Raw genomic sequence first — 22,915 nt, forward strand, 5'->3', positions numbered from 1 at the left:
GTGAAAATAATGACTGATGACTGATGACCAATGACTAATGACTAATGACCAATGACTAATGACTAATGACTATATCTGTAGTAGGTAAGACTGGTAAATAGTGGCGAAGTGCCTTGCGCGTAACTGCTAAATTACAGGTTAATGCAATTTGCTCTTTTTCTAATAAACCCAAAATGCGATCGGGTTGGTCTCGTGCTACCACTGGTAATTGATGTAAACCTCGAAGACTCATTCGGTCTAAAGCCTCAGATAAAAGTTCATCTTGCCATGCATAGAGGATTTCAGTAGTACAAATGTCTATGAGGGTTTGACTGGATAAATTATCGGGAATTTCAGTTAGAGAATTTGGGTATGTTTGCCAAATAGCAAGGGCACGGTTAATATCTTCCAAAGAAATTATACCAACTAATTGCTCTGCTTCATCAAATACTAAAGCACTACGAACGCGATCGCGGGTCATTTCTACAGCGGCATCTAATACTCCCAAAGTTGCAGGTAACTTTTTGGGACAAGGGTACATGGCATCTTCTACCAAAATTTGCTGCACAATTTCCGATTGTTCATCTTTCAATTCCGAAAGACCAATTTGTTGTAGATTAGAGTTAGAGTTAAAAGTTGGTTTAATCCTTTCTACTAACCAAACACTCAAACCGACAGCTGCCATCAACGGTAAAACAATTCGATAGTCGCGGGTTAATTCAAACAGCATTAAAATAGCCGTTAACGGCGCTCTCACACTAGCAGCCAGCACTGCTGCCATTCCCACCATCGCATAAGCTGGGGGAGCCGCCATTTGATCGCAAATTGTCGGGAATGCTACGGCTAACATTTTGGCGTAAGCCGATCCAAAAGAAGCACCTAAAAACATTGCTGGTGCAAACAAACCGCCGATGAAACCACTACCTGCACTAATTGCAGTCATCAATAATTTCACCACCAACAACACCACCAATAAGTAGAGTGGAAACTCCACATCTTGAAGCATTGCTTCTACAGTTTCATAACCGACGCCCAGAATTTGCGGAAATTGCAAAGCAACTGCGCCAATAATTGCACCGCCAATAATTGGATGAATCGGCTCAGGAATTCGTCCCAAAAAGGCAAAACCTGGAACTTTTCCAGCAAAGCAAGCTTTTGCTCCCCGAATTGATTGAGTATAAGCCAGAGAAACGAGACTGGCCCCTAAACCCAAGCCAAGGTAAAGGGGTAATTCCAAAGGACTGCGAACTTGGTAAACAGGTAAATCAAAAGCAGGTTGGGCCCCCAAACCAATTTGGGCAATTAATGCTGCTACCACCGCAGCTAACAGCACCACACTGACAGCAGAAGTAGCGAAAGATGTCGCTCCCATTACTACCTCCAGAGCAAAAAATACTCCAGCGATGGGAGCATTAAATCCCGCCGCTAGTCCCGCCGCCGCGCCAGCACCCAATAGCAAACGTTGTCGTTCTTGAGATACATTCAGGATCACAGAGAACAACATCCCAAAATTTGCGCCAATTTCGACACTTGGCCCCTCTGGCCCCAAAGAAGCACCGCTCCCTAAAGAAACAGATGCGGCCAGCATTTTGCTAACTGGTCTTAGTGGTCGCCTAATTTCTGTTCCCTGAGAGGCGGCGATGAGAGATGAAAGTCCAGGGCCAAAGTCTTGAGTGCGCCAACGCATCAAGCCAACAATTAATCCGCCAAGGGTAGGAACGCAGGCTAAAGTCCAAGCACCCCAGGCGCCAATTTGACCCATTAAATTTTCCAGCATCAGCTGGTGAACCAACTGGATTAAATAGTGAAAGGTGACTACACCCATACCAGTACCACCGCCAATGAGCATGGCTAAAAACAGCACCACTGTTTCTGGGGATGGTTGAAAACGATTAATTAGGTGAGCTAAACGAGCGGAAGGTGTAGGAAAGGCAGGTTGTTCCGTTACCTTCCTCAGTTGAGTGGGAGGCAAGAGAGTCATTGAGAGGCGGGGTAAATGTAAGAAAAAATTTAAATTTTTATCTGTTACTTATCATTGTGAGCCATTATTTAGCAACCGGACAAGTAGACTTTATTTGCTTAACTTACAAAGCTTTAGCTAAAAATGTCATTGTGGAAAATTTGTGTGGGGAGAATGGTTAAATGAGAGAGAATTATTATTTAAGGGTCAGCGATGCCTAAGTTGAGCGTAGCTGCGGCTAGTGGGGTGCGAGTGGGCACCAACACTATTTTTTCTAGAGACAACAAAGTTTTTTGGCTGGGTGGAAGTACCCGTAAACATTAACCATGAGTCATCCTTGTTTAAATCTAGCTATACTCGTGTTGCGACTATTGAGGCATCCTTGGTAGTAATAGAATGTATGTATGATTGATTGCCTGATATCAGATCGTACATTGATTGACCCCAATTCAATATAGCTATTGTTATAGAGCGAGTAAGTGGACTAGGCGGACGAGGTAAATGAATATACACACTTTTGATAATCATTATGTTACTTGCCCAATTTGCCAAAGAAATGCTACGCCTAAACCAGTTAAAACACGCATGGGCTTGTTTTGCTGCCCCTATTGCCAGGAAAGGCTAGTAGTTTGCCAAAGTGGTCATTATGTCCGCGATCCGTTTACTTGGAGACAATTGATGATGTCTTCGTCGCTACGTCGTCAAAGCCGACCTTTAGCGAGGATTCTCAGAGATTTTATCCTACTCAAGCGTCCGATGGTAGCCTTGGCTGTAGGTAGTGCGATTTTCTTTGGTGCGATCGCTTTGACCCAAGAAAAGACAAGTTACGATCGCCAAATTCTTCCCACAACAGAGAAAGTTAATGACTCAGGAAACAAATCCCAGTAAATCGATGACTTTGGTATAAATCAAATTCTACTTTGATTTTTGTAATATTATAACTAAATACTCTGATAAAACCGTGTCTTATTACCCCAAATAGGACATGGTTTTACATTATGTCCGCTTCAAGAGCGATCGCTGATTAGTTGAAAATGCTTCATAGACATAGGAGTGAAAATACTTGTAGAGACGTAGCAGTGCTACGTCTCTACAAAAGTTTTAGGCAACGAATAATTAATTTCTGGATATGTCTAATGCCCAATCCTCAATACTTCAACAGGCTCAGTACAAGTGCCCAATGCCCCACATTACATTTACAGCCGATTAGTATCTTTTGTGACTAACTTCCAACCTTCAGCTTGGTCAATTAGCTTCATCGACTCTAGTTCAAGATTGGTGAAATCAGATGCATGAAGTAAAAAGTAGGGTTGGCCGTTGTAGTGCCAATAATATTCTAGTTCACCAACAGAAGCGGGAATGATGGTGCGATCGCTATAATAATCCAACGAGGGACGATGGTAAGGAAAAGATGTGTAAATCTTCCTCGTCGCTGGATTTGCCCGGACAATCATGGCGGCGACTGGTTTAACTGGATAGGCTTCAGATAATTCCCAAACCCAGTAGTTAGATTTCATTAACAGCAGCAGCGAAATATAACTTCCCCAAAACAAAATCTTCAGAAATTGTCCGTCACCTCGTTCTGCCAAAATAGCTGCTAAGGTCATAGTTAAAGCTACTGCGGCAAAAATCAGTTGTAAGTCTGTTTTTGGTGTTGTACCCGCACTGAAATATATGCTACCAGCAGAAGCAGCCACAGCAAGTATTGCCAAACCAGCAACCCAAGCACGGGGATAAGATGAGAGTAAAGGCGAATTTTCCGTTTCTGATAATTGGATACCAAAAGCTAAAGCTAAACTAGGGTAAATCGGGAATAGATACCAGGGAACTTTGGTAATCATGAAGGAAATTACCAGCAGATAAACCCCACTCCACGCCATTACTAGTTTTGCCCAACTAAGGTTGCGATTTTCCCAGGTTAAGCGGACAGTTTGTGGTAAAAATAATAACCACGGCCATGTGTATTTGAGAAGTTCAATCACATAGTACCAAGGTGGTTCAGAATTCCCTTCTCCAACTGAGCCAATTCGGCCTAGTGATGGGTTAGCAATACCAATTTGGGCGAAAGTATAACCATAGTGAATTAGTTGCGCACCATACCAACCAGCTACAGGTAGAATGCCAATTAAGATTGCGATCCAGAGATAGTAACAAGTGAGTAGTCGTGGCGTATCCCAAAACAGAAATACAATTGCGATCGCACCGAGTAATACACCTAACAATCCTTGAGTTAAACAAATAAACCCAAAGCTAATGCCAACACCAAGACAATAGCGTAAATCTCGGCGCGATCGCAACACGCACAACATCATCACCATCAAAAAACTTACCATCGCCCCATCTAACATTGCTAACCGCCCATGACGTACCACGGGTAGCATTGTTAGGTAAATCAAGGCGCTATAAATAGCAGCCCAACGGTGGCGAAATATCTCTCGAGCAATGCAATACAGTAAAGGTACAGATGTTGCTGTTAAAATTGCTCCAGGTAGGCGCGTCGTCAACTCATTTTCGCCTCCTAGAGAATAAGCCCAAGCTATTAGCAAATGCATCAAAGGCGGCTTATTGTGATATGGTTCGCCTCCTAACGTTGGGTAAAGCCAAGGCATTGAACCTGCTGGAGCGTGCCAAATTTCACGAGCAACCTGTGCCACAGTACCTTCATCCCAGTCTCGCAGCGGCAACCCTCCCAGATTGATGCTAAACAGTAATACTGCTGCCAACAGCAATACTATTAGCCATACCCAATCAATCCATTTGCCAACCGTGCGATGCTGTTTTTCCAGATGACTCCAAATAAAGCTTCCTTCTTGCATATTCTCTGGTAATCATTTTACTTGCTGGTTTGATTACATAGAGACATCTAGCGAATCTCCCATGTTGCCACCCAGTAACAACGTATGTTCTTAACAATTGCTAGTTTCCAAGATTAACTCAATTTTTTATAATTAGCCCTATTTTTTGAAAAATTTATATTGGTTATTTAAATCACATTTCAGATAATAAATGATAAAAATAATACAACCAATTATTTATTACCTGTTAGATAGTCCGTAAATAAACTTGTATTTTCTTTTTAAGGGGACGCTTAGTTTAAATTTTATCTATTTACTTTTTATCTGGCTAAGTCCAGAAATTTTGTAACTGATTGCTACACCAATTAAATGATATACTGAATACTTCAAAAATTTGTCTACCAAATTTTTGAATAGTAGTTTTACGAAAAATCTAATTATTTATTTTCCAATAAAGTAAATTCAATAATTTTTAATTTAAAATAGTCTTTAATAAAACTGTCTAAATAAACTGATTTTGCTTTTTTAATTTTAATTAAGCAAATCTTGAATTTAGATATCTATGACATACAATTTTTTAAGCACTTTCGATAACAATAAATAGCTAAAAATTATTGGAGACTGTCAATGAATTTACCTGTAGTTGTAGATATTACTCTTGGCTTGGTTTTTATTTACTTGATTTTGAGCCTGCTAGCTTCCGAAATTCAGGAACTAATTGCCACATTATTACAATGGAGAGCAAAACATTTAAGAACTTCAATCGAATTACTTTTATCAGGTGGTAGTGAAAGTGAAAAATCAGATATTATTAATGCAATCCATTTGGTACAGAAACTTTATAACGATCCTTTGATTAATACATTGAATCACCAAGCCAAGGGTAAAATAGAAAAGCATTTCCAGGAAATTACTAAAAAACCTGATAAATTAGTACTAGAAAAACAAAGCGGCCCTTCCTATCTTCCTTCTGAAACATTTTCAATTACTTTATTAGATACCTTAAAAATTCCTGAGCTAATTAATCATGTTAAACATCCTAGTGAAGAAGCAAAAACTAACTTACAGATGATATTAGCCTCTTATAAAGAACTTAAAAAAGGTATTAATAATCCCACTAGTGCAAGTTACACAAAAATTCAAGAAATTTATGGAGATATTGACCAGAAATTTATAGATTTTGTTAATAAGGAGTTACCTGATGAAGTCCCTGATAGTTTAATCAGGAGCCTTAGTGTAATTGCTCAACGTAGCAGAATAAAGATTGGCGATCTCACAGACGAAGTGAATCAATTTAAAAATGAAGTAGAAACATGGTTTGATCGCTCAATGGATCGAGCAAGCGGTGTTTATAAGCGAAATGCCAAAGGAGTTGCTATTTTAATTGGAATATTAGTTGCCTTTTTAACCAATACTGATACATTTCACTTGGTTAAAAGACTGTCGGAGGATTCGGTTATCCGCTCTACTATTACTCAAAGTGCAAGTCAACGAATCGATTATATTAACGATGAAGCAGCCAGAAAGGAGATTGAAAAGCTATTAGGAAATGCTTCTATACCCATTGGCTGGCAAAATATTAATCAACAGTTTGAGTTATTAGATACGGCGGAATCGAATAGAGTTTATATCAGAATATCACAGGTTTTTAAATTAATTTGCGGTTGGATAGTCAGTGGTTTTGCTATTGCTATGGGTGCGTCTTTTTGGTTTGATATCCTGAATAAAATTATCAATGTGCGGAATGCAGGGCCAAAACCTGTTGCGTATACTAAGGATCAACCGTCTCAAAAATAGCGTTTTAATTAATATCATGTCCGCATAATTAGTTATGATTCCCACAGTCATTGCACCCCACCCCTTAATCCCCTCCCCGCTCTTCGGGAGGGGAGACAAAGCGTAGCTTTGGCGGGGTGGGGTTCTTCGGGTTTGATAAGTAATCAACCGGACATGATATCAATCAAAAAATAAAAATAACTTGGAGTTTTAATTCTTTATTCTGACAAACAATCTCAATTTGCTTAATAAATTCTCGAAAGTAAAATCTTCGTTCTGTTTCCGATAAATCTAACCAAAATTGTGGTATAGAAACAGCTTGAGCAACAGAACGCAAGTTAACTGGAGGGAGAATCGCCAACTTTGCTTCGAGTGCAGAAATTTCTGTGCGGAGTTTGTAAGCCCTTAACTTTGCTGTTTCGGCATCTAAAATTCCAGTTTCAATTAAAGCGGGTAACTGAGCAAGTATTTCTTGCTGACGCGCGATCGCTTGCCCTAAACTATTCTTGAATGCATCCAACTGGGGAAAATTCATTCCTGCTACTGCCAGAGGTAAATCACGGCAAACGGTTTCAATGGTATGTTCCAACACCTCTTGGTAGGGAATAGCCTTACACTTGGGGCTTTGGGGACAGCTAGTAGAACGTAAATAAAGATACTCTTTATCTTGGTTGCGTTGGGTAACACGGGTAACTGTCAGATGTGACTGACACTCCGCACAGACAACCAACCCAGCCAGAGAACGCGGTGCGCTAGCAGTTCGAGATGGTAAACGGCTGTTACGGCGCAAAAGTCGGTCAACTTGGGCTGCTTCTTCCTTAGAAATTATCGGAATATGGGTATTGGAGATAATTTCACCATTTTGGTAAGCTGTATTGCCGCGATAAACTGGATTAGTCAGCCAGCGTCTTCCTGTGGTGACAGAGATTTTCTTGCCGTATTTTTTCGCCAAGTAACGCACTGAACCCCGCAGGGAACCATAAAGTAAAAAGTGTTCAAAAAAATCTTTGACAACTGGTGATGTACTGCGATCAATGGTATATTTTCCCTTACCTCTGCGATAGCCGTAGGGAACTTTACCGGGTGGCGGTGCAACCTCAAGACGATTACGGGCGTGTCCTTGGCGGATGCGACGGCTACGTTGCTGACGTTGGATTGCGTGTAGCAAATTCAGCAAGTCAGCGCCCAGAGGATAATTTTCGGAAGTGTAGGGCTGTTCAGTGGCGATTACTGCGATTCCCATGACTTCGAGTTGATTGAGGCGATCGCTAATTTCCTCTACAGTATCTCCTAATTCTTCCAACCGACGAATCAGGAGATAATTTGCTGGTTCAGTTTGGCAATCGGTAAATAATTGTTGTAATTGCGATCGGAAAGAAGAGTCTGGCTTGCCCAAATCTTCATAAACCCGATCCACCTCCCATCCCCAATCGGCTCGATCGGGAGAAGATTCTAATAGCGGATCGGTGTAAGAGTAAGCAATTATTTTCAAAGGTTTAGCGCAGCATCACAAAGAAATAGTATCAGTTATAACTACTAGCTTGACGACAAAACATCAAGTGATACTGTCCGCCTAGTGCCATGAGTTCATCATGAGTGCCTACTTCGATAATTTGACCGTGTTCTAGTACTACTACTCGATCTGCTAGTTTTGCCAAAGCGAGGCGATGGCTGACTACAACGGCTATTCTCCCCTTCGCCAGGTTACGCAAAATATTGTAAATCTCATGTTCTGTTTTCGGATCGAGGTTTGCTGTCGGTTCATCAAGGATGACTAGTTCGGCTGGAGAGAGTCGCAGCAAAGCACGAGCGATCGCTAGTCTTTGCCATTGTCCTCCTGATAAATCGATACCACCTTCTAGCTGTTTGCCTAAGAGAGTTTCCAAACCTCGATCGAGATTTGAAATTACTCTTGCTAAACCAGCCTCAGCGATCGCTTCCATAATCGCGTCGTCATCTTTTATTTTAAGTAAATCCCCAAAAGCAACATTCTCGCGCACAGTAGTTGGAAAACGAGCGTAATCTTGCATGACTACATCAATACGCGATCGCAAATCTTCTAATGGGAGCGATCGCAAATCTTGCCCATTCCAAATAATCGCACCTTGGCTAGGATCGTAGAGGCGACATAATAGCTTTGCTAATGTAGTCTTGCCAGCACCATTTTCACCCACCAGTACAATCATCTCGTTGGGGTGAATCGTCAGGTTGATGTTTTTTAGAATTGGCTGATTGCTGTTGGGATAGGTAAAGGATAGATTTTTGATGTCAATACCTGTTTGCGATCGGCGATCGTTCCCATTTTTTTGAAAGTTCCGATTGTTAACAGCCGATTCTCTGACTTCTCCCGATAGCTTTGTTACTGGCTTTGATTGCAACTCTGCATGAGAACGGGACAAATGCGGCTCTAACTCCAAAAGCTGAAAAATCGGCGTTGTTGCTAGTGCAATATTATATAACTCTGACCCGCCAGACATCAGATTATCCAAACTCCGCCGCACTTCCAAAATTACCCCAGTGTAAAGTGCCAAATCTCCTAATGTATGGGTTCCGCCTAGCACTCCCTGGATTACATATATGTATGGCAACGCCAAGCCGAACCCACTCAATAAAGACCAACCAATAACTGCTGTTGTCCCCCGACGGCGGATTTGTTCCATTGCCCTAAAAATGGTACGGTAAAGTCCGTGCCAGCGTTCTAGTAGTAAGGGTTGCAAGCTAAACAAGCGTATTTCTTTGGCGTATGTTTCCCCGGTTAAAACCGTTTTATATAAATTCATTTCCCGAAAAACACTCGCTTGAGTTCTTTCTACTCCCCAAGCTTGCTTACGGTATTTCATCTGCACATACATCACAGGGGTAACGCAGCTAAACAAAATTAGCGGTACCCACCAAGCCAGGGACACCGAAAGCAGTATGGCTGGAATGAAGATAAAAATTCCCTCTAACATCGTCACCAGCCTGAGACAAAGTTCTGGAAGTCTTTGCACTCCCTTTTCGGTCAACTGCACCAAATTGAGCAAATCGGGTGTTTCAAACAGAGCAATATCTTCAAAAGTGGCAACCTTTTCAATTACTTGTCCTTGGACAAAGCCGAAAATGCGATCCCGCAGAGAAGTATATACAAAGGCATTGATGTTAGCGATCGCATCACTAACCAAATTGACCAACAGCGAACCTGCAATACTGTACAGTAGCAACGGTTGCGAAAGTATCAGGGCGATGGCATTCTGCGTTGTCCCTGTACTCAATAAGCGGGTAATTTCATCAATGATCGTTTTGTTGAGCCAAATGGCGATCGCTGGGCCTGCACCACCCAGTAATGTCAGGATTGTTACATAGCGTAGCTCCTTTGGAACTACCTGTATCACTGTTGCTACACTCCGGCGAAATGCTTGGAATGGAGAAATTTCAATTATTTGCATATATTTTAAAGTAGCAAATAATAGCAAAATTCCCAGACAGACGTTGTGATCTCAATTCAACTCGTAGAGAAGTGCGGGCTACGCCTAAGCACTATGGCTACATACGCCAGAAGAATTTGGGCGTACTGCTGAGTCTAAAGTGGTACTGGAGTATGATGAGTAATTATTGATACTATATTTAGCTATAACAAATCTCAAAATCTTTCCAAGTATATACGAGTCTGCTTTCAAATATTAGCTAGAGTAGAACGCTTAACTGACCGATTTGGTTTTTCTGAGCGCAGGAAACGCTCACATAAGACCATTTCTTAACAAGCGTACTTAAGTAAAAGCTACGTTTATTACATAGATATGTTGAAGTTAAAGTAAAAACAATAACAGTAAATTAGCTGGTTACAATTTAGCGTTAGCCTCAATACGATATAACACAATACACCTAAAACCCTGTGTAGATGCGAGCGAGATTTATCAGTTCTTCAAAGACCAATTATCTACACACTCTTAACTAAACTGTATTGCAATATAACAAAGTAGACATTAGACCTCTTGCATAAATCAAAAATAAGAAAGAACCCCACCCCGCCAAAGCTACGCTTTGTCTCCCCTCCCGAAGAGCGGGGAGGGGTTGGGGGTGGGGTGTTAGGGACTTTTGCAAGAGGTCTATTATTTGCTATTCAAATAGTGGGCTTTGAGCTAATGACTATCAAAAATTTTTGGGAATTTAACAACCAAAGCTTGGGCAGATTGCCTTCTCAAAATAAAGTCAAAAAGTTACTTCTGCTTGAATATTAAACATTGAAAATCGACACAATTAAAAATGCAACAAGTACTAGCATTGATTGAACAAAAAAAACAAGAATTTGCTCAATTGCCTTTGTTTACTTTTATGCAAGATAAAAGTATAAATCCCAGACAAAGGTTAGCTTGGGCACCCTGCGCTGCTCATTTTATTATGAATTTTGCAGAACTGAATAAGTATTTTTTGCGAGTAGAACCAACAAACGATCCAATTCAGACATTAATTAACAAGTATACTTATGAAGATGACGATCATTGGCTGTGGTTTCTGGAAGATTTGAAGAACCTAGAATTTGACAAAACCTTGCAATTTAGTGATGCGTTGAAATTTCTTTGGAGTGAAGAAACTCAGAATGCTCGCTGGTTGAACTATCAACTCTATCGACATACTTCGCAAGCTACTCCTATCCAAAAAATAATAGTCATTCAAGTTACTGAAGCAACGGGCAATATAATGTTGTCCATAGCAGCAGAGATTGGCAAAGAAATTAAAACAATTACCCAAAAACAATGCCGATACTTTGCAGATTTACATTTGGATGTTGAAACTGGTCACATGAAAGGTTCATCTGGAATAGATCAATTCTTACAAGATATTCAACTATCAGAAGCAGCCCAACAAGAAGCTTTTGAAATGGTTGAGAACTTATTTACAGTTTTCACCCAATTTGCAAATAGTCTTTTGGTATATGCCAAAACCCATAAAATTGAGCAACCATTGATAGCTGCATAAATTAACGACCCAGCTTCTTGAAATTGACAATTAATACCTAATTAAAGCCGCAAGGAGAAAATTTACTATGTCACAGCATATACAAAATGTTGTAATTGTTGGTGGTGGATCGGCAGGTTGGATGACGGCAGCTTATTTGAGCAAAGCCTTGAAAAAGAATATTCAGATTACTCTGGTAGAGTCTTCTAATATTACCAAGGTTGGAGTTGGGGAAGCAACTTTTAGTAGCATCAAGTCATTTTTTGATTTTCTGGGATTACAAGAGTATGAATGGATGCCAAAATGCAATGCTACTTATAAGATGGGGATTAAATTTGTTGATTGGAATTCAGATAGAAGACACTTTTACCACCCTTTTGAAAGATTTGATTTTATTGATGGATTCAGTATCTCTGAATGGTGGTTGAAACTTAAGAGTGCCAATGAGCCATTTGATTACTCCTGCTTCATGGCACCGACGCTGTGCGATCGTCAAAGGTCTCCTAGATATCTTAACGGCAAAATCTTTGATGATAGAGTAGAACATTTATTCTCAGATAAACATTTTTCTGAAAAAAATCTCATAACACTTGCTGATGCTGAAGGGCAGTATCCTTACGCCTACCATTTTGATGCGAATCTAATTGCTAGGTTCTTGAAAGATTATTCAATACAGAGGGGCGTGAAACAAATTGTTGATGATGTGGTAGATGTAAATTTAACTGAGGATGGAAGTATAGACAGTCTCAAGACTAACGAGCATGGCATTATCAGTGGAGACCTTTTCATTGACTGTACTGGTTTCCGTGGTCTTTTGATTAACCAAGCTCTTGGTGAGCCATTCATTTCTTATTCAGAGTCGCTACTGTGCGATCGCGCGATCGCTATGCAGATACCAACCGATATTCAGAAAAATGGCATCAACCCTTACACAACTGCAACTGCTCTCTCATCAGGTTGGGTCTGGAATATACCTTTGTATGGTAGAGATGGTACAGGGTATGTTTATTCCAGCGCCTTCATCTCTGCGGAGGAAGCAGAACAAGAATTTCGCCAGCATCTAGGAAATGTCGCTGATAATTGCAAAGCCTCTCATATCCAGATGAGGATTGGACGTAACAGAAACTCATGGGTGAAAAACTGTGTAGCAATAGGGCTTTCCAGTGGATTTGTTGAACCATTGGAATCTACTGGGATATTTTTTATTCAGCATGGAATTGAAGAGTTAGTCAATCACTTTCCAGGGAAGTCGTTCAATGAAGAGTTGATCCGCAACTATAATAGAGCGATCGCTAACTGTCTAGATGGTGTTCGGGACTTTTTGGTACTCCATTACCGTGCCAGCGATCGAGCAGATACAAAGTTTTGGCAAGCAACTAAGCAAGAAATTAAAGTTCCTGCGGAACTGCAAGAAAAGTTAAAGTTGTGGAGAAGCAGATTACCAAATAAAAAGAATATCAATCCATATTTTCATGGCTTCGAGACATACTCTTATTCGGTAATGTTACTTGGACTCAATCATAAGCCTGAAGGCAGTTTACCTCTGCTGGAGCATCTTGACGACGAGAAGGCGCTAGCTAAATTTCAGGCAATTAAGGAAAAAGCCAATTACCTGAGCAAAAATCTACCCTCGCAATATGAATACTTAACTTATGTAATCAAGTCTCAAGAACAGTCAGAATACCTCCGCGACAATCATTTTCCGACTTCATCAGTTAACGATAGCGCATATCAAATTCCTGTGCCAATTTAATATAGGATTTACGCAAACAATAGTCAAAACTTTAATTTTCAGGTAGGTAAGGGCAATTCATGAATTGCCCTTACTCCGTGTACTTTTCCGTCCGATAATAATTAAGGAAAATCCAAGATGACAGCGAAACAAATATGCGTGATTGGGGCAGGAGTGAGCGGATTAGTCTCAGCCAAGACGTTTCTTGAAGAAGGTTATGAAGTTACATTGTTCGAGAAGCGGCAGGGACTTGGTGGTGTGTGGGAAAGGTCGAGAACTTACCCAGGACTGTCGATCCAAAATCCCAGAGACACCTATGCTTTCTCAGACTATCCTATGCCTGCCTCTTATCCAGAATGGCCTTCAGGAGAGCAAATATGCGCTTACCTTGAATCCTATGCCCAACACTTTGGTGTCACAGAAAAAATTCAGTTCGGTGCAAACGTAACTAAAGTGGAGCGCAAATCAGGAAATACCCCTGGATGGATTGTTAATGTTAGCTTTCAAGAAGATGGTAAGGAGATCAAAAAACAAAATTACGAGTTCGACTTTGTAATTGTGTGCAATGGTCTTTATGATATTCCCTACATTCCTAACTTGCCGGGGATGGAAGAGTTTATTGCTGCCGGAGGTCAGGTAATACATACTAACGACTTTAATGACGGCTCTGTAATTGAGGGTAAGCGAGTGGTTGTTGTCGGTTTTGGCAAGTCAGCTACCGATTTAGCGAATCTCGCAGCTAGCAAGGCTAAGGAATGTACCCTTGTGTTCCGTCAAGCGTTGTGGAAATTTCCCAACTTCTTTCTCGGTTTGTTCAACATCAAGTATATTTTCTTGACTCGGTTTGCAGAAACTTGGATGCCCTATCATAAACTTCAAGGATGGGAAAAGTGGCTGCATACTTTTGGGAAGCCACTGGTATGGGCATTCTGGCGACTAAATGAGACTATCCTGCGCTTGCAGTTTCCCTTTGATGCTTGTGGGATGTTACCCAAACAACCGATGAACAAATTAATTGGTTGTAGTATCGGCTTAGTACCTAAAGGCTTTTTTGAGCATATACGCGCAGGCAAAATTCGTGCTGTGAAGACAAAAATCGACAAGTTTTTTGCTACTGGCGTCGAATTGGGTAACGGCGAGAAAATACAGGCAGATGTTGTTGTCTTTGGCACAGGTTTTCTTCAGGATATCCCCTTTTTAGAAGAGAAGTACCGCAGACACGTATTTGATGAGCAAGGCACTATCCATCTTTACCGCCATCTCATTCACCCTCATGTTCCCCAGATGGGTTTTGTTGGTTATAACTATACTTTCTGTGCCCAGTTATCAGCAGAAATTGGTGCGAGATGGTTATCAGAGTATATCAAAGGAAATATGCCTTTACCATCCCCGCAACAGATGCTAGAGGACGTAACAGCACAGTTGGAATGGAGGAAGAAAGATAGACCTTATGCTTTCGTCAGTGGAGCGTGTGTAACTCCTTTTACATTCCATTACATTGATGAGTTGCTTCAGGATATGGGTTTGAGTAGCCGCCGTCAACCAGGGAACTTGGTTGGGGAGTTTTTGATGCCAATAGATCCATCTGCTTACAAGCATTTGGGTGAGGAATTACAAGCAAAACAAAAACAACATCCATCTCTCAATGATTTGGCGATCGCCTCCGGCGGGGCTATGCCCATCGCGGCAAATGTAGAGGTGACAAGCGTTCGTTGATATCTTCCGAATACGGTTCGGTGAAGTTCTCACCCGAACCCTATGCTAAATTTACGTGAGTCTCCAACAGAGACTCACGTAAATTTTCCAGTATCATTAGCTTGTCTTAGAGACTTCCAAATAAAAAAATATCCAAATTGGATAATTTATTTCTTGGAGTTCCCTTATTGTTGCAGTGGAATCTCAATCACAAACTCAGTCCCCTCTCCCAGAGTTGATTCACAGCTTAACTGACCCTTGTGTTTGTCTACTACCACTTGATAGCTAATTGACAACCCCAACCCCGTACCACTTCCTACTGCCTTAGTGGTAAAAAATGGATCAAATATTTTCTGCATCACCTGTGCAGTCATACCATAGCCGTTATCAGCAATCCGAATCTTCAACGTGTTTACTTCTCCTAATTCAGTACGAATACGAATTTGGGGATTTTTCCTTGGAGAATCTTCTCCATTGTTGTAATCTTCTAAAGCATCGATCGCATTACTTAAAATATTCATAAACACTTGGTTTAGTTGACCAGCATAGCAAAGAATATCCGGCAGTTGTGCGTATTCTTTGAATACTTCAATTTCCGCGCGATTATTATTTTCTTTTAGTCGGTGCTGCAAAATCATTAGAGTACTGTCGATGCCTTCATGGATATTGACAGGCTTCATTTCCGATTCATCTAGACGAGAGAAGTTACGTAAGCTCAGAATAATATTTCGGATACGGGAACTTCCCACCTTCATCGAATCGAGAACTCTTGGAAGGTCTTCTGTCAAGAATTCTACATCCATTTCCTCGATTTTTTGCTCCACTATTTCTGAGGGATGGGGATATTGTTGCTGATAGAGATTAATCAAATCTAGCAATTGTTGAACATAGTCAGTTGCGTGAGTGATATTACCATGAATAAAATTGATAGGGTTATTAATTTCATGGGCAATTCCCGCCACCATTTGCCCTAATGAAGACATTTTTTCACTCTGAATTAATTTACTTTGGGTACTTTGTAATTCTTCTAGAGCTTCTTGCAGATGCTGATTTTTTTCGTTAAGTTCTGCTGTTCTTACTACCACCCTTTCCTCTAATATATGACTGTAATCCGCCAATTGCTCATTCGCTTCAGCCAAATTATTGTAGAGAATGGCATTTTCTAAAGAGATTGCAGCTTGGATAGTTAAAAGCTTGAGAACTTCTAGGCGATCGCGTGTAAATGCTCCTGTAGTTAAATTATTTTCTAGATAAATCAGTCCCAGCAATTTACCTTGATTAAGCATTGGAATACATAATATGCTTTTGGGTTCCTCACGTTTAATATAATTATCTACCGCAAAGTAAGCTTTATCTTTAATGTCATCAATTACTAATATTTCTTGGGTTCGTTTGACATAATTAATCAAAGAGATAGGAACAAGATCGGTAGACTCGAAAGGAATAGATAAAAACTCTGTGTGAGTATCTCTAAAAGTGGAAGCAGAACTAATTGCAGCAATAGTTAAGTCTAAGTTATTAGCTTCACTCAATATCAGCACACATTTAGAAGCTCCTGCATTCTCCATCACAACTTCCATTAAAGTAGAAAGGAGTGCCTCCAATTCAATCTCTCCAGACACTGCTTGGGAAGCTTTAATGACAGTTCCCAAATCTAACATATCTGAAATACTAGTGTTGGAGCCAATGACAGTTTCATTCGTCACCAGACTAGATTTATTGCTAAGTGTAGATAGGTGTAAACTCAGTTCAGGTAGATTTTTTTCACTGTAAGAATAGGTAAGTTCTTCTTGCTGAATCATAGGCAGAAGTAATTGAGGATAGCGTTTTTGCAAGTCATAAACTTTGGCTAATGCTCCCCAGCGAACATAGCAATAATAGGCATCAGTGAGATAGAATTGGGCAATTCTTTGTTTACCCCATTTGAGATAAAATATAGCCGCTAATTCGCAAGCCAGAGCTTCTTCGTTAATGTACTCATTTTCTTTGGCAAGAGAAATAGCATTCTCATAATTATCTATCGCTTCAACATATTGACCAAGAACTCGATGCCGTTCCGCCTCTACTAAATAAAATTTATGTAAATAATTCATTGGAGCATGATGTGCCCAATGTGCTATTTTTTCCTGATTTGCTATAACTTTTTTGAGGATTTTTTGTTGTTTATCTTCATCAACATCAGGGTACAAAGCAAGCTGTACTAATGAATCATAAAAATAGAATTGAGCACTGAGGATCATTCCTAATCCAGCATATAAATACTGTTCTGCTTTCATAGAACTTTCAAGTGCTTGGGAATAATCTGTAAACAGGTAACATAGTTGCAGCTTACAAATAAATAAGTAAAAAATTGCAGCCCCATCATTAGTCGCTATATGAATCGGTAACATTGTTTGCTCATTATATGCGTCACCAATTAAACAGCAAGAATTTTCTGAAGAACCTAACAAATTCAACACCATCTGTCGATATATCTCATTCCAATGAAAAATCCGCTCTTGCTTGATTTGTTTTATAGCATTGCTATGTGTTGCCATTTGTCGCTCAAGAGGAGCTAATTCCTTACCAATAAAATATGCATAATATGAGTACGTATAAAGACAATAAGCCCCAAATTCTAAATCTCCTGTTTCCAAATTATTAGAGTAAGCTTCTATTAGAGGTTTTAGTGTATTTCTAACATGTTCTTTCCAGGGTTTGATGAGTTGATTAAATGTTTGAACTACCTTCAGCATAACTTCTTGAGTTTGGAATTTGGTCAACATACTTTCAGCCAGCTTGCCAAATCTATAGCCAGACTCAATATCTCCCACTACACTGCACAATATAACCCCATAAGCAACATACACGAATGCAGATAAAGATGCATTGCCATATTTAATCGATAAGTTGGTCTGATTCAGAACTATTAATGGAAACAATGTGGGAACAACTGTGTAGGTAAAAGCAGTTATATTAGATAATATACGTATCACTACTAATGACCGAGAGTCCGTCATTTGGGGTAAGTTAATTAAGTCTTCAATACTCCTGCCGCTTAGATGCGATGCTGTTTCTGCTAATGCTATTTCAATATCAGACTGCTGAGGATTACAGGGAAAGTGTACTCCTAATAATTTTAAAAATCCTAGTGCAAGGTTAACAGCTTCTAGTGCTTGACCCTGTGCGCCATAAGCCTGAATTTTTACTTCATAGACTTTCACTTTTTCTAAGAGTGTTTTAGCTCTTACTAATACCACCTTTGCCAATTTCTCCATCTGCTCAAACTCACCAGCCAAGTATGCTGCTTCTGTTGCTATTTCATACAAAGCTAGAGTTAGCTCATATTTTATCTCCCAACTATCATCTGCTAGTAGCTCAATTCCAGTAGTTAAATACTTAAGTGCCGATGAATAAGCTGTTGATACTAAAGCTTTACGTCCAGCAATTAGACTCATTTCAGCTAACTCATTACGTTTAGCTTGATGGGTGATAAATTCGGCTGCAATATTTAAATGATTGACAAGCTCAAAAATATTTTCTTCCCGTTCGGCAACTGGAGTGTTTTTCAAGAGAAGCAGCCCAATTTTTAAGTGTATTTGCTTGATTTGGTCTTTGGGAATTAGAGAATAAGCTGCTTGCTGAACTCTATCATGTACGAATTTATATTTTGGCAGTTGGGCATTAGTAAGTGATAAATTTTCCGATTCTCTAGTTGAAAAGCTTAATAGTTGTCTATCAGTTTCTGGTGTAAAATTACAAACATCTTTCTGAGGTATAATCAGTCCTTCAAGTAATGCTTGCCATAAGTCAGATGCAGTATCTATTAAAGATTTTTCATTAACAAGTGACAATGTTTTTAAGTCAAACTCATTACCAATACAAGCAGATATTTTCAATACATTTTGTACATTTTGGGGCAATCTTCCTATTTGTATGCCCATAAACTCTACGACATCATCTGTAAGAGATAAGGTTTTAATTTTGTTAATATCGTACTTCCAATGACCTGCATCAAAATCTAATTCAATTAGTCCATCATCATATAATAGTTTGAGGAATTGAGATGTAAAGAAGGGGTTTCCTTTAGTTTTAAAAAACACCATTTGAGTCAGAGGCACAGCAATGAATTCTGGACAACGCAGCGTATCAGCAATTAGATGATTTAAATCAATCTGACTTAAAGGTAAGAGTTTAATTGTATTAATTACTCCTCCTATATTGACAATTTTTTGTAGTGTTAAATGTAGCGGATGTAGATTTGAGACTTCATTATCTCTATAGGCACCAATTAGTAGTAAACTACTTTTATTTTCAGAGAGATTCTCTGTATCCTTAGCAAACTGAGAAGAAATTCCATCCATTAATAATTGAATAAACTTCAAGGAAGCCGTATCTGCCCATTGCAAATCATCTAGAAAGATGACCAGAGGATGATCTTTAGTAGAGAACACTTGGATAAATCTCTGGAACAATAAATTGAAGCGATTTTGAGCAGCGCTACCAGCAAGTTCAGCAGATGGTGGTTGTTTGCCAATAATTATTTCAAGTTCAGGAATTACATTAATGATTACCTGAGATTGCGTACTCAATGCCGATAAAATTTTGGTTTTCCACTGTTGAATTTGGGCGTCTGTTTCGGAAAGTATTTGACTAATTAAATCTCGCAAAGCTTGCACCAATCCTGACAACGGGATATCACGTTGGAATTGGTCAAATTTTCCTTTGATGAAGTAACTACGCTGTCTGGCAATGGGTTTGTGGACTTCATTAACCACAGCAGTTTTACCAATCCCTGAGTAACCAGAGACTAAAATCATTTCCGTGCTTCCCTTTGTCACTCGGTCAAAAGTAGTGAGGAGAATTTCAATCTCTCTTTGACGACCATAAAGTTTTTCAGGAATGGCAAAATGATTTGAGATATCCCGAATTCCTAATTCAAAGGCTGTAATATTTCCTTTCTCTTGCCATTGGTTTTGACATCTCTCCAAGTCATACCTGAGTCCATGAGCGCTCTGATATCGGTCTTCGGCATTTTTTGCCATCAGCTTGCTGATAATATCCGATAAAATTGTGGGAATATTGGAGTTAATATGGCTGGCTGGTGGCGGTTCTTTGGCAATGTGAGAGTAGACTAACTCCATCGGGTCAGTTGTACTGAAGGGTAACTGCCCTGTTAGTAATTCAAAGAAGGTGATACCCAAAGAATAAAAGTCGGTACGGTAGTCTATACCTCGATTCATGCGTCCTGTTTGTTCAGGGGAAATATAAGCTAGAGTACCTTCTAGTACGTTGGGATTTGTGAGAAATTGAATTTCTTTTGGTAATAGAGTAGCAATACTAAAATCGATGATTCTAGTCTTACCTGTTAGCGGATGAATTAAAATGTTAGCGGGTTTGATATCTTTGTGAATGATGCGATGGCGATGTAGCTGTTCTAAAGTTGCACTAATTTCAATGGCAATACCGAGAAACTCACTCAATGAAACAGAATAATTTCCTTTTTTCTGCTCATCGTGCTGCCAGAGATTAAGGGCAACGCCACCAAAATCTTCCATTACTATCACATATCTATTGTGATATTTTTCTAGGTTTATTGGTTTGACTATACCTGGAATATCAAGGTTTTGGGTAATAGTGTATTGATTGTGAAACTGATTAATTTCAGCAAAGTTAGGATCTTCATTACGCATCAATTTTAAAATAACTGATTGCCGATCTCTTTCTCTGATAGCTTGATAAACTAAGGTTTTCTTACCTGAATATAATTGCTTAATAATGCGATAGCCAAGTATAGGAAATACTTTATCTGATTCTACTAGCATTGCATTTAATTATGATAATTTTCTTTCTATGGTTTAGTATACCCAGAGCATAGTAGCTACTATCAGTGAGTAATGGAATTTTGTCAGGTGTTGAAAAGTAGGGTTATTAATAACCGATTGGTAGCAGATTGTACGTAACTGATATCATGTCCGCATAATTAGTTATGCTAACCACAGTCATTACACCCCACCCCCAACCCCTCCCCGCTCTTCGGGAGGGGAGACAAAGCGTAGCTTTGGGGGGGTGCTTTAATAAGCAATCAAGCGGACATGATATGAGGTATAAGAATATCAGTGTATTAACGGGTAATGAGTGGCTATTTATGTTTGGTTTCTTCAAAAATCGAAAATTGAAAAATGCTGTGATTTGAAATAAGTCTTAGATATCTTAACCGCAGACAGATATTGATTTTGCTGTATCTAGAGGTAGAGAATATACTCACAATTGTTCATAGTTTTCACAGCAAGATACATTTTATAAACTATACTGTGTATAACAAAACGAGAATTTACGTAAGTTATCACCAAATTACAAAAGCGATCGCACTCATAACTTTATTCAATTTTTAAGACTTCACTACTACCCATTGCGTCACAGCCGCCATTGCTCGCCAACCCAAAAATTTACCAATAGGTTCTGCCCGTTGGATGGCAATACGAGTTAAATCGCCACCGACTCGTTCATACCATTGAAATAAAGTTTGCTCACCCTCTACTGTTACAACATTAGCCACTAAACGTCCACCCGGCCGCAGTGCTTCCCAGCAAATATCAAAAAGTCCCGTTGCTGTAACCCCACCACCAATAAAAATGGCATCTGGTGCTGGCAAATCTTTCAGGGTATGGGGCGCTTTCCCTTCAATGATTTGCAGATTTGGAGTACCGAGAGTGGCGGCGTTATCGGCAATATATAGTAGTCTAGAAGAATTTTGTTCGATCGCGATCGCTCGACATCGCGCATTACTCCGCATCCATTCAATTGAAATTGAGCCGCAACCCGCGCCCACATCCCACAATAATTCTCCCGGTGTGGGTGCTAATGCTGCAAGGGTAATTGCCCTAACTTCACGCTTCGTTAATTGTCCATCATGGTGGTAGGCATTATCTGGTAATCCTGGCAATCTTGGTAATGGGATAACCCCAGTATCAGCAATACAATCAACTGCGATCGCATTCAACATTGCAACTTCAGTTTCACTCCAAGATGCAGCCGTACCTTCTACAATTCTTTCATGAGCGCCACCCATACGCTCCAATACGGTGATTTTACTGCCACCATAGCCGCGATTTGTCAAAATTTGAGCAACGATCGCTGGTGTGTCTTTACCCTCACTCAAAATCAACAGCCGCGCTTTTGGATAAATGTAAGACTGGAGTAGGGAGGATGGACGACCATTCAAACTTAAAGTTTCCACCTCAGTTAAAGACCATCCCACCCTAGCACAGGCGAGGCTGAAGGCTGAAGGTGCGGGGATAATCGTCATTTCAGAGACAGGAATGCGCCGTATCAAGGTGACACCAATGCCGTAACACATCGGATCGCCGCTTGCGAGTACGCAGATTGACTGCCCCCGACGCTGGATGATTTCGTCTACAGAAGTGCTAATGGGAGATGTCCAGACTACTTTCTCACGTCGATCGTCTGTAGGAAGCATTGCTAAATGGCGATCGCCTCCCACAATTACTTGAGCTTGATCGATTAAAGAACGAGCGATCGCGCTTAACCCCTGTAATCCATCTTCCCCAATGCCAACAATAGAAAGCCATTTTTGTATCATGCTAATTCATGATTAATTACTTCATAACCTTGTTGGCAGCGAATTTTTAACTGATAATTCCGAGATTGTTGTAGATTTCGATCAAATTGCCATCAGGATCGCGCAAATGAGCTGTGCGGATTCCCCAGCTTGGGCGATCTTGTGGTTGAGTCACAACGAGCGCATTTTGATCCTTTACTAGCTCATAGACCTCATCCACATTATCCACTGCCAAAATCAAGATAATTTTATCTCGATTGACAATGTATGAAGGCTGTTCAATTCTGGGGACTACTTCGGCCATTAATTCTTGTTTGAGTAAACCCAGCTTGAGATATCCGGTATTAAACTCAGCATATCCGCTATCTTCATCGCCCCAATCGACATCAAATTTCAGCAGATCCCGGTAGAACAGAAAAGAATCTTTGTAGTTGGAGACAAGCAGTCTCAGGTGTGTTAGCTGAAGCTTCATATCTGTTGGG

12 protein-coding genes are annotated in these 22,915 nt (G+C 40.0%); 5 read left to right on the top strand and 7 right to left on the bottom strand.

Annotated elements, in window-relative coordinates; genetic code table 11:
- Positions 1 to 55: 55 nt before the first annotated feature.
- Positions 56 to 1,960, bottom strand: a complete 1,905-nt coding sequence (locus tag V7K61_RS05290) for a chloride channel protein (protein ID WP_335051595.1) — start codon at positions 1,958 to 1,960, stop codon at positions 56 to 58.
- Positions 1,961 to 2,440: 480 nt separating this feature from the next.
- Here V7K61_RS05290 and V7K61_RS05295 point away from each other — a divergent pair, with 480 nt between their 5' ends.
- Positions 2,441 to 2,827: a hypothetical protein gene (locus tag V7K61_RS05295; RefSeq protein WP_334897039.1), complete on the top strand. Its 387-nt coding sequence runs from the start codon at positions 2,441 to 2,443 to the stop codon at positions 2,825 to 2,827.
- 308 nt (positions 2,828 to 3,135) lie between these two features.
- Here V7K61_RS05295 and V7K61_RS05300 read toward each other — a convergent pair whose 3' ends face one another.
- The gene (locus tag V7K61_RS05300; protein ID WP_335051597.1) at positions 3,136 to 4,755 is read right to left on the bottom strand and encodes an ArnT family glycosyltransferase; all 1,620 of its coding nucleotides are present in this window, start codon (positions 4,753 to 4,755) and stop codon (positions 3,136 to 3,138) included.
- Between the two features lie 606 nt (positions 4,756 to 5,361).
- On the opposite strand from V7K61_RS05300, the gene V7K61_RS05305 reads away from it, so the two are divergent.
- Positions 5,362 to 6,531, top strand: coding sequence for a hypothetical protein (locus tag V7K61_RS05305; protein WP_335051599.1), 1,170 nt, complete (start codon positions 5,362 to 5,364; stop codon positions 6,529 to 6,531).
- A 163-nt stretch (positions 6,532 to 6,694) separates the two neighbouring features.
- Here the strand turns inward: V7K61_RS05305 and V7K61_RS05310 are convergent, their stop codons facing one another.
- Positions 6,695 to 8,002 carry a recombinase family protein gene (locus V7K61_RS05310; protein WP_335051602.1) on the bottom strand — a complete coding sequence of 436 codons (1,308 nt, stop codon included), beginning with the start codon at positions 8,000 to 8,002 and terminating at the stop codon, positions 6,695 to 6,697.
- Positions 8,003 to 8,033: 31 nt separating this feature from the next.
- Positions 8,034 to 9,935 (bottom strand): ABC transporter ATP-binding protein, encoded by a 1,902-nt coding sequence (locus tag V7K61_RS05315; RefSeq protein ID WP_335051604.1) that lies wholly within the window; start codon positions 9,933 to 9,935, stop codon positions 8,034 to 8,036.
- A gap of 817 nt (positions 9,936 to 10,752) precedes the next feature.
- Between V7K61_RS05315 and V7K61_RS05320 the strand changes: the two genes are divergently transcribed.
- The 3 genes from V7K61_RS05320 to V7K61_RS05330 all read left to right on the top strand — a co-directional run bounded on the left by V7K61_RS05320 (position 10,753) and on the right by V7K61_RS05330 (position 14,893).
- Positions 10,753 to 11,466 (top strand): hypothetical protein, encoded by a 714-nt coding sequence (locus V7K61_RS05320; protein ID WP_335051606.1) that lies wholly within the window; start codon positions 10,753 to 10,755, stop codon positions 11,464 to 11,466.
- A gap of 67 nt (positions 11,467 to 11,533) precedes the next feature.
- On the top strand, positions 11,534 to 13,198 hold the full coding sequence (locus V7K61_RS05325) for a tryptophan halogenase family protein (RefSeq protein WP_335051608.1): 1,665 nt from the start codon (positions 11,534 to 11,536) through the stop codon (positions 13,196 to 13,198).
- A 117-nt stretch (positions 13,199 to 13,315) separates the two neighbouring features.
- Entirely contained in the window at positions 13,316 to 14,893 is a 1,578-nt protein-coding gene (locus V7K61_RS05330; RefSeq protein ID WP_335051610.1) for a flavin-containing monooxygenase, read from the top strand.
- 164 nt (positions 14,894 to 15,057) lie between these two features.
- Here V7K61_RS05330 and V7K61_RS05335 read toward each other — a convergent pair whose 3' ends face one another.
- From V7K61_RS05335 to V7K61_RS05345, 3 genes are all read right to left on the bottom strand, one after another.
- Entirely contained in the window at positions 15,058 to 20,676 is a 5,619-nt protein-coding gene (locus V7K61_RS05335; RefSeq protein ID WP_335051612.1) for an ATP-binding sensor histidine kinase, read from the bottom strand.
- A gap of 566 nt (positions 20,677 to 21,242) precedes the next feature.
- On the bottom strand, positions 21,243 to 22,454 hold the full coding sequence (gene cbiE / locus V7K61_RS05340; RefSeq protein ID WP_335051614.1) for a precorrin-6y C5,15-methyltransferase (decarboxylating) subunit CbiE: 1,212 nt from the start codon (positions 22,452 to 22,454) through the stop codon (positions 21,243 to 21,245).
- A 46-nt stretch (positions 22,455 to 22,500) separates the two neighbouring features.
- The gene (locus tag V7K61_RS05345) at positions 22,501 to 22,905 is read right to left on the bottom strand and encodes a VOC family protein (RefSeq protein ID WP_335051616.1); all 405 of its coding nucleotides are present in this window, start codon (positions 22,903 to 22,905) and stop codon (positions 22,501 to 22,503) included.
- Positions 22,906 to 22,915: the final 10 nt, after the last annotated feature.

Source organism: Nostoc sp., assembly GCF_036918015.1.
In the GTDB taxonomy this organism is placed as follows: Bacteria; Cyanobacteriota; Cyanobacteriia; order Cyanobacteriales; family Nostocaceae; genus Nostoc.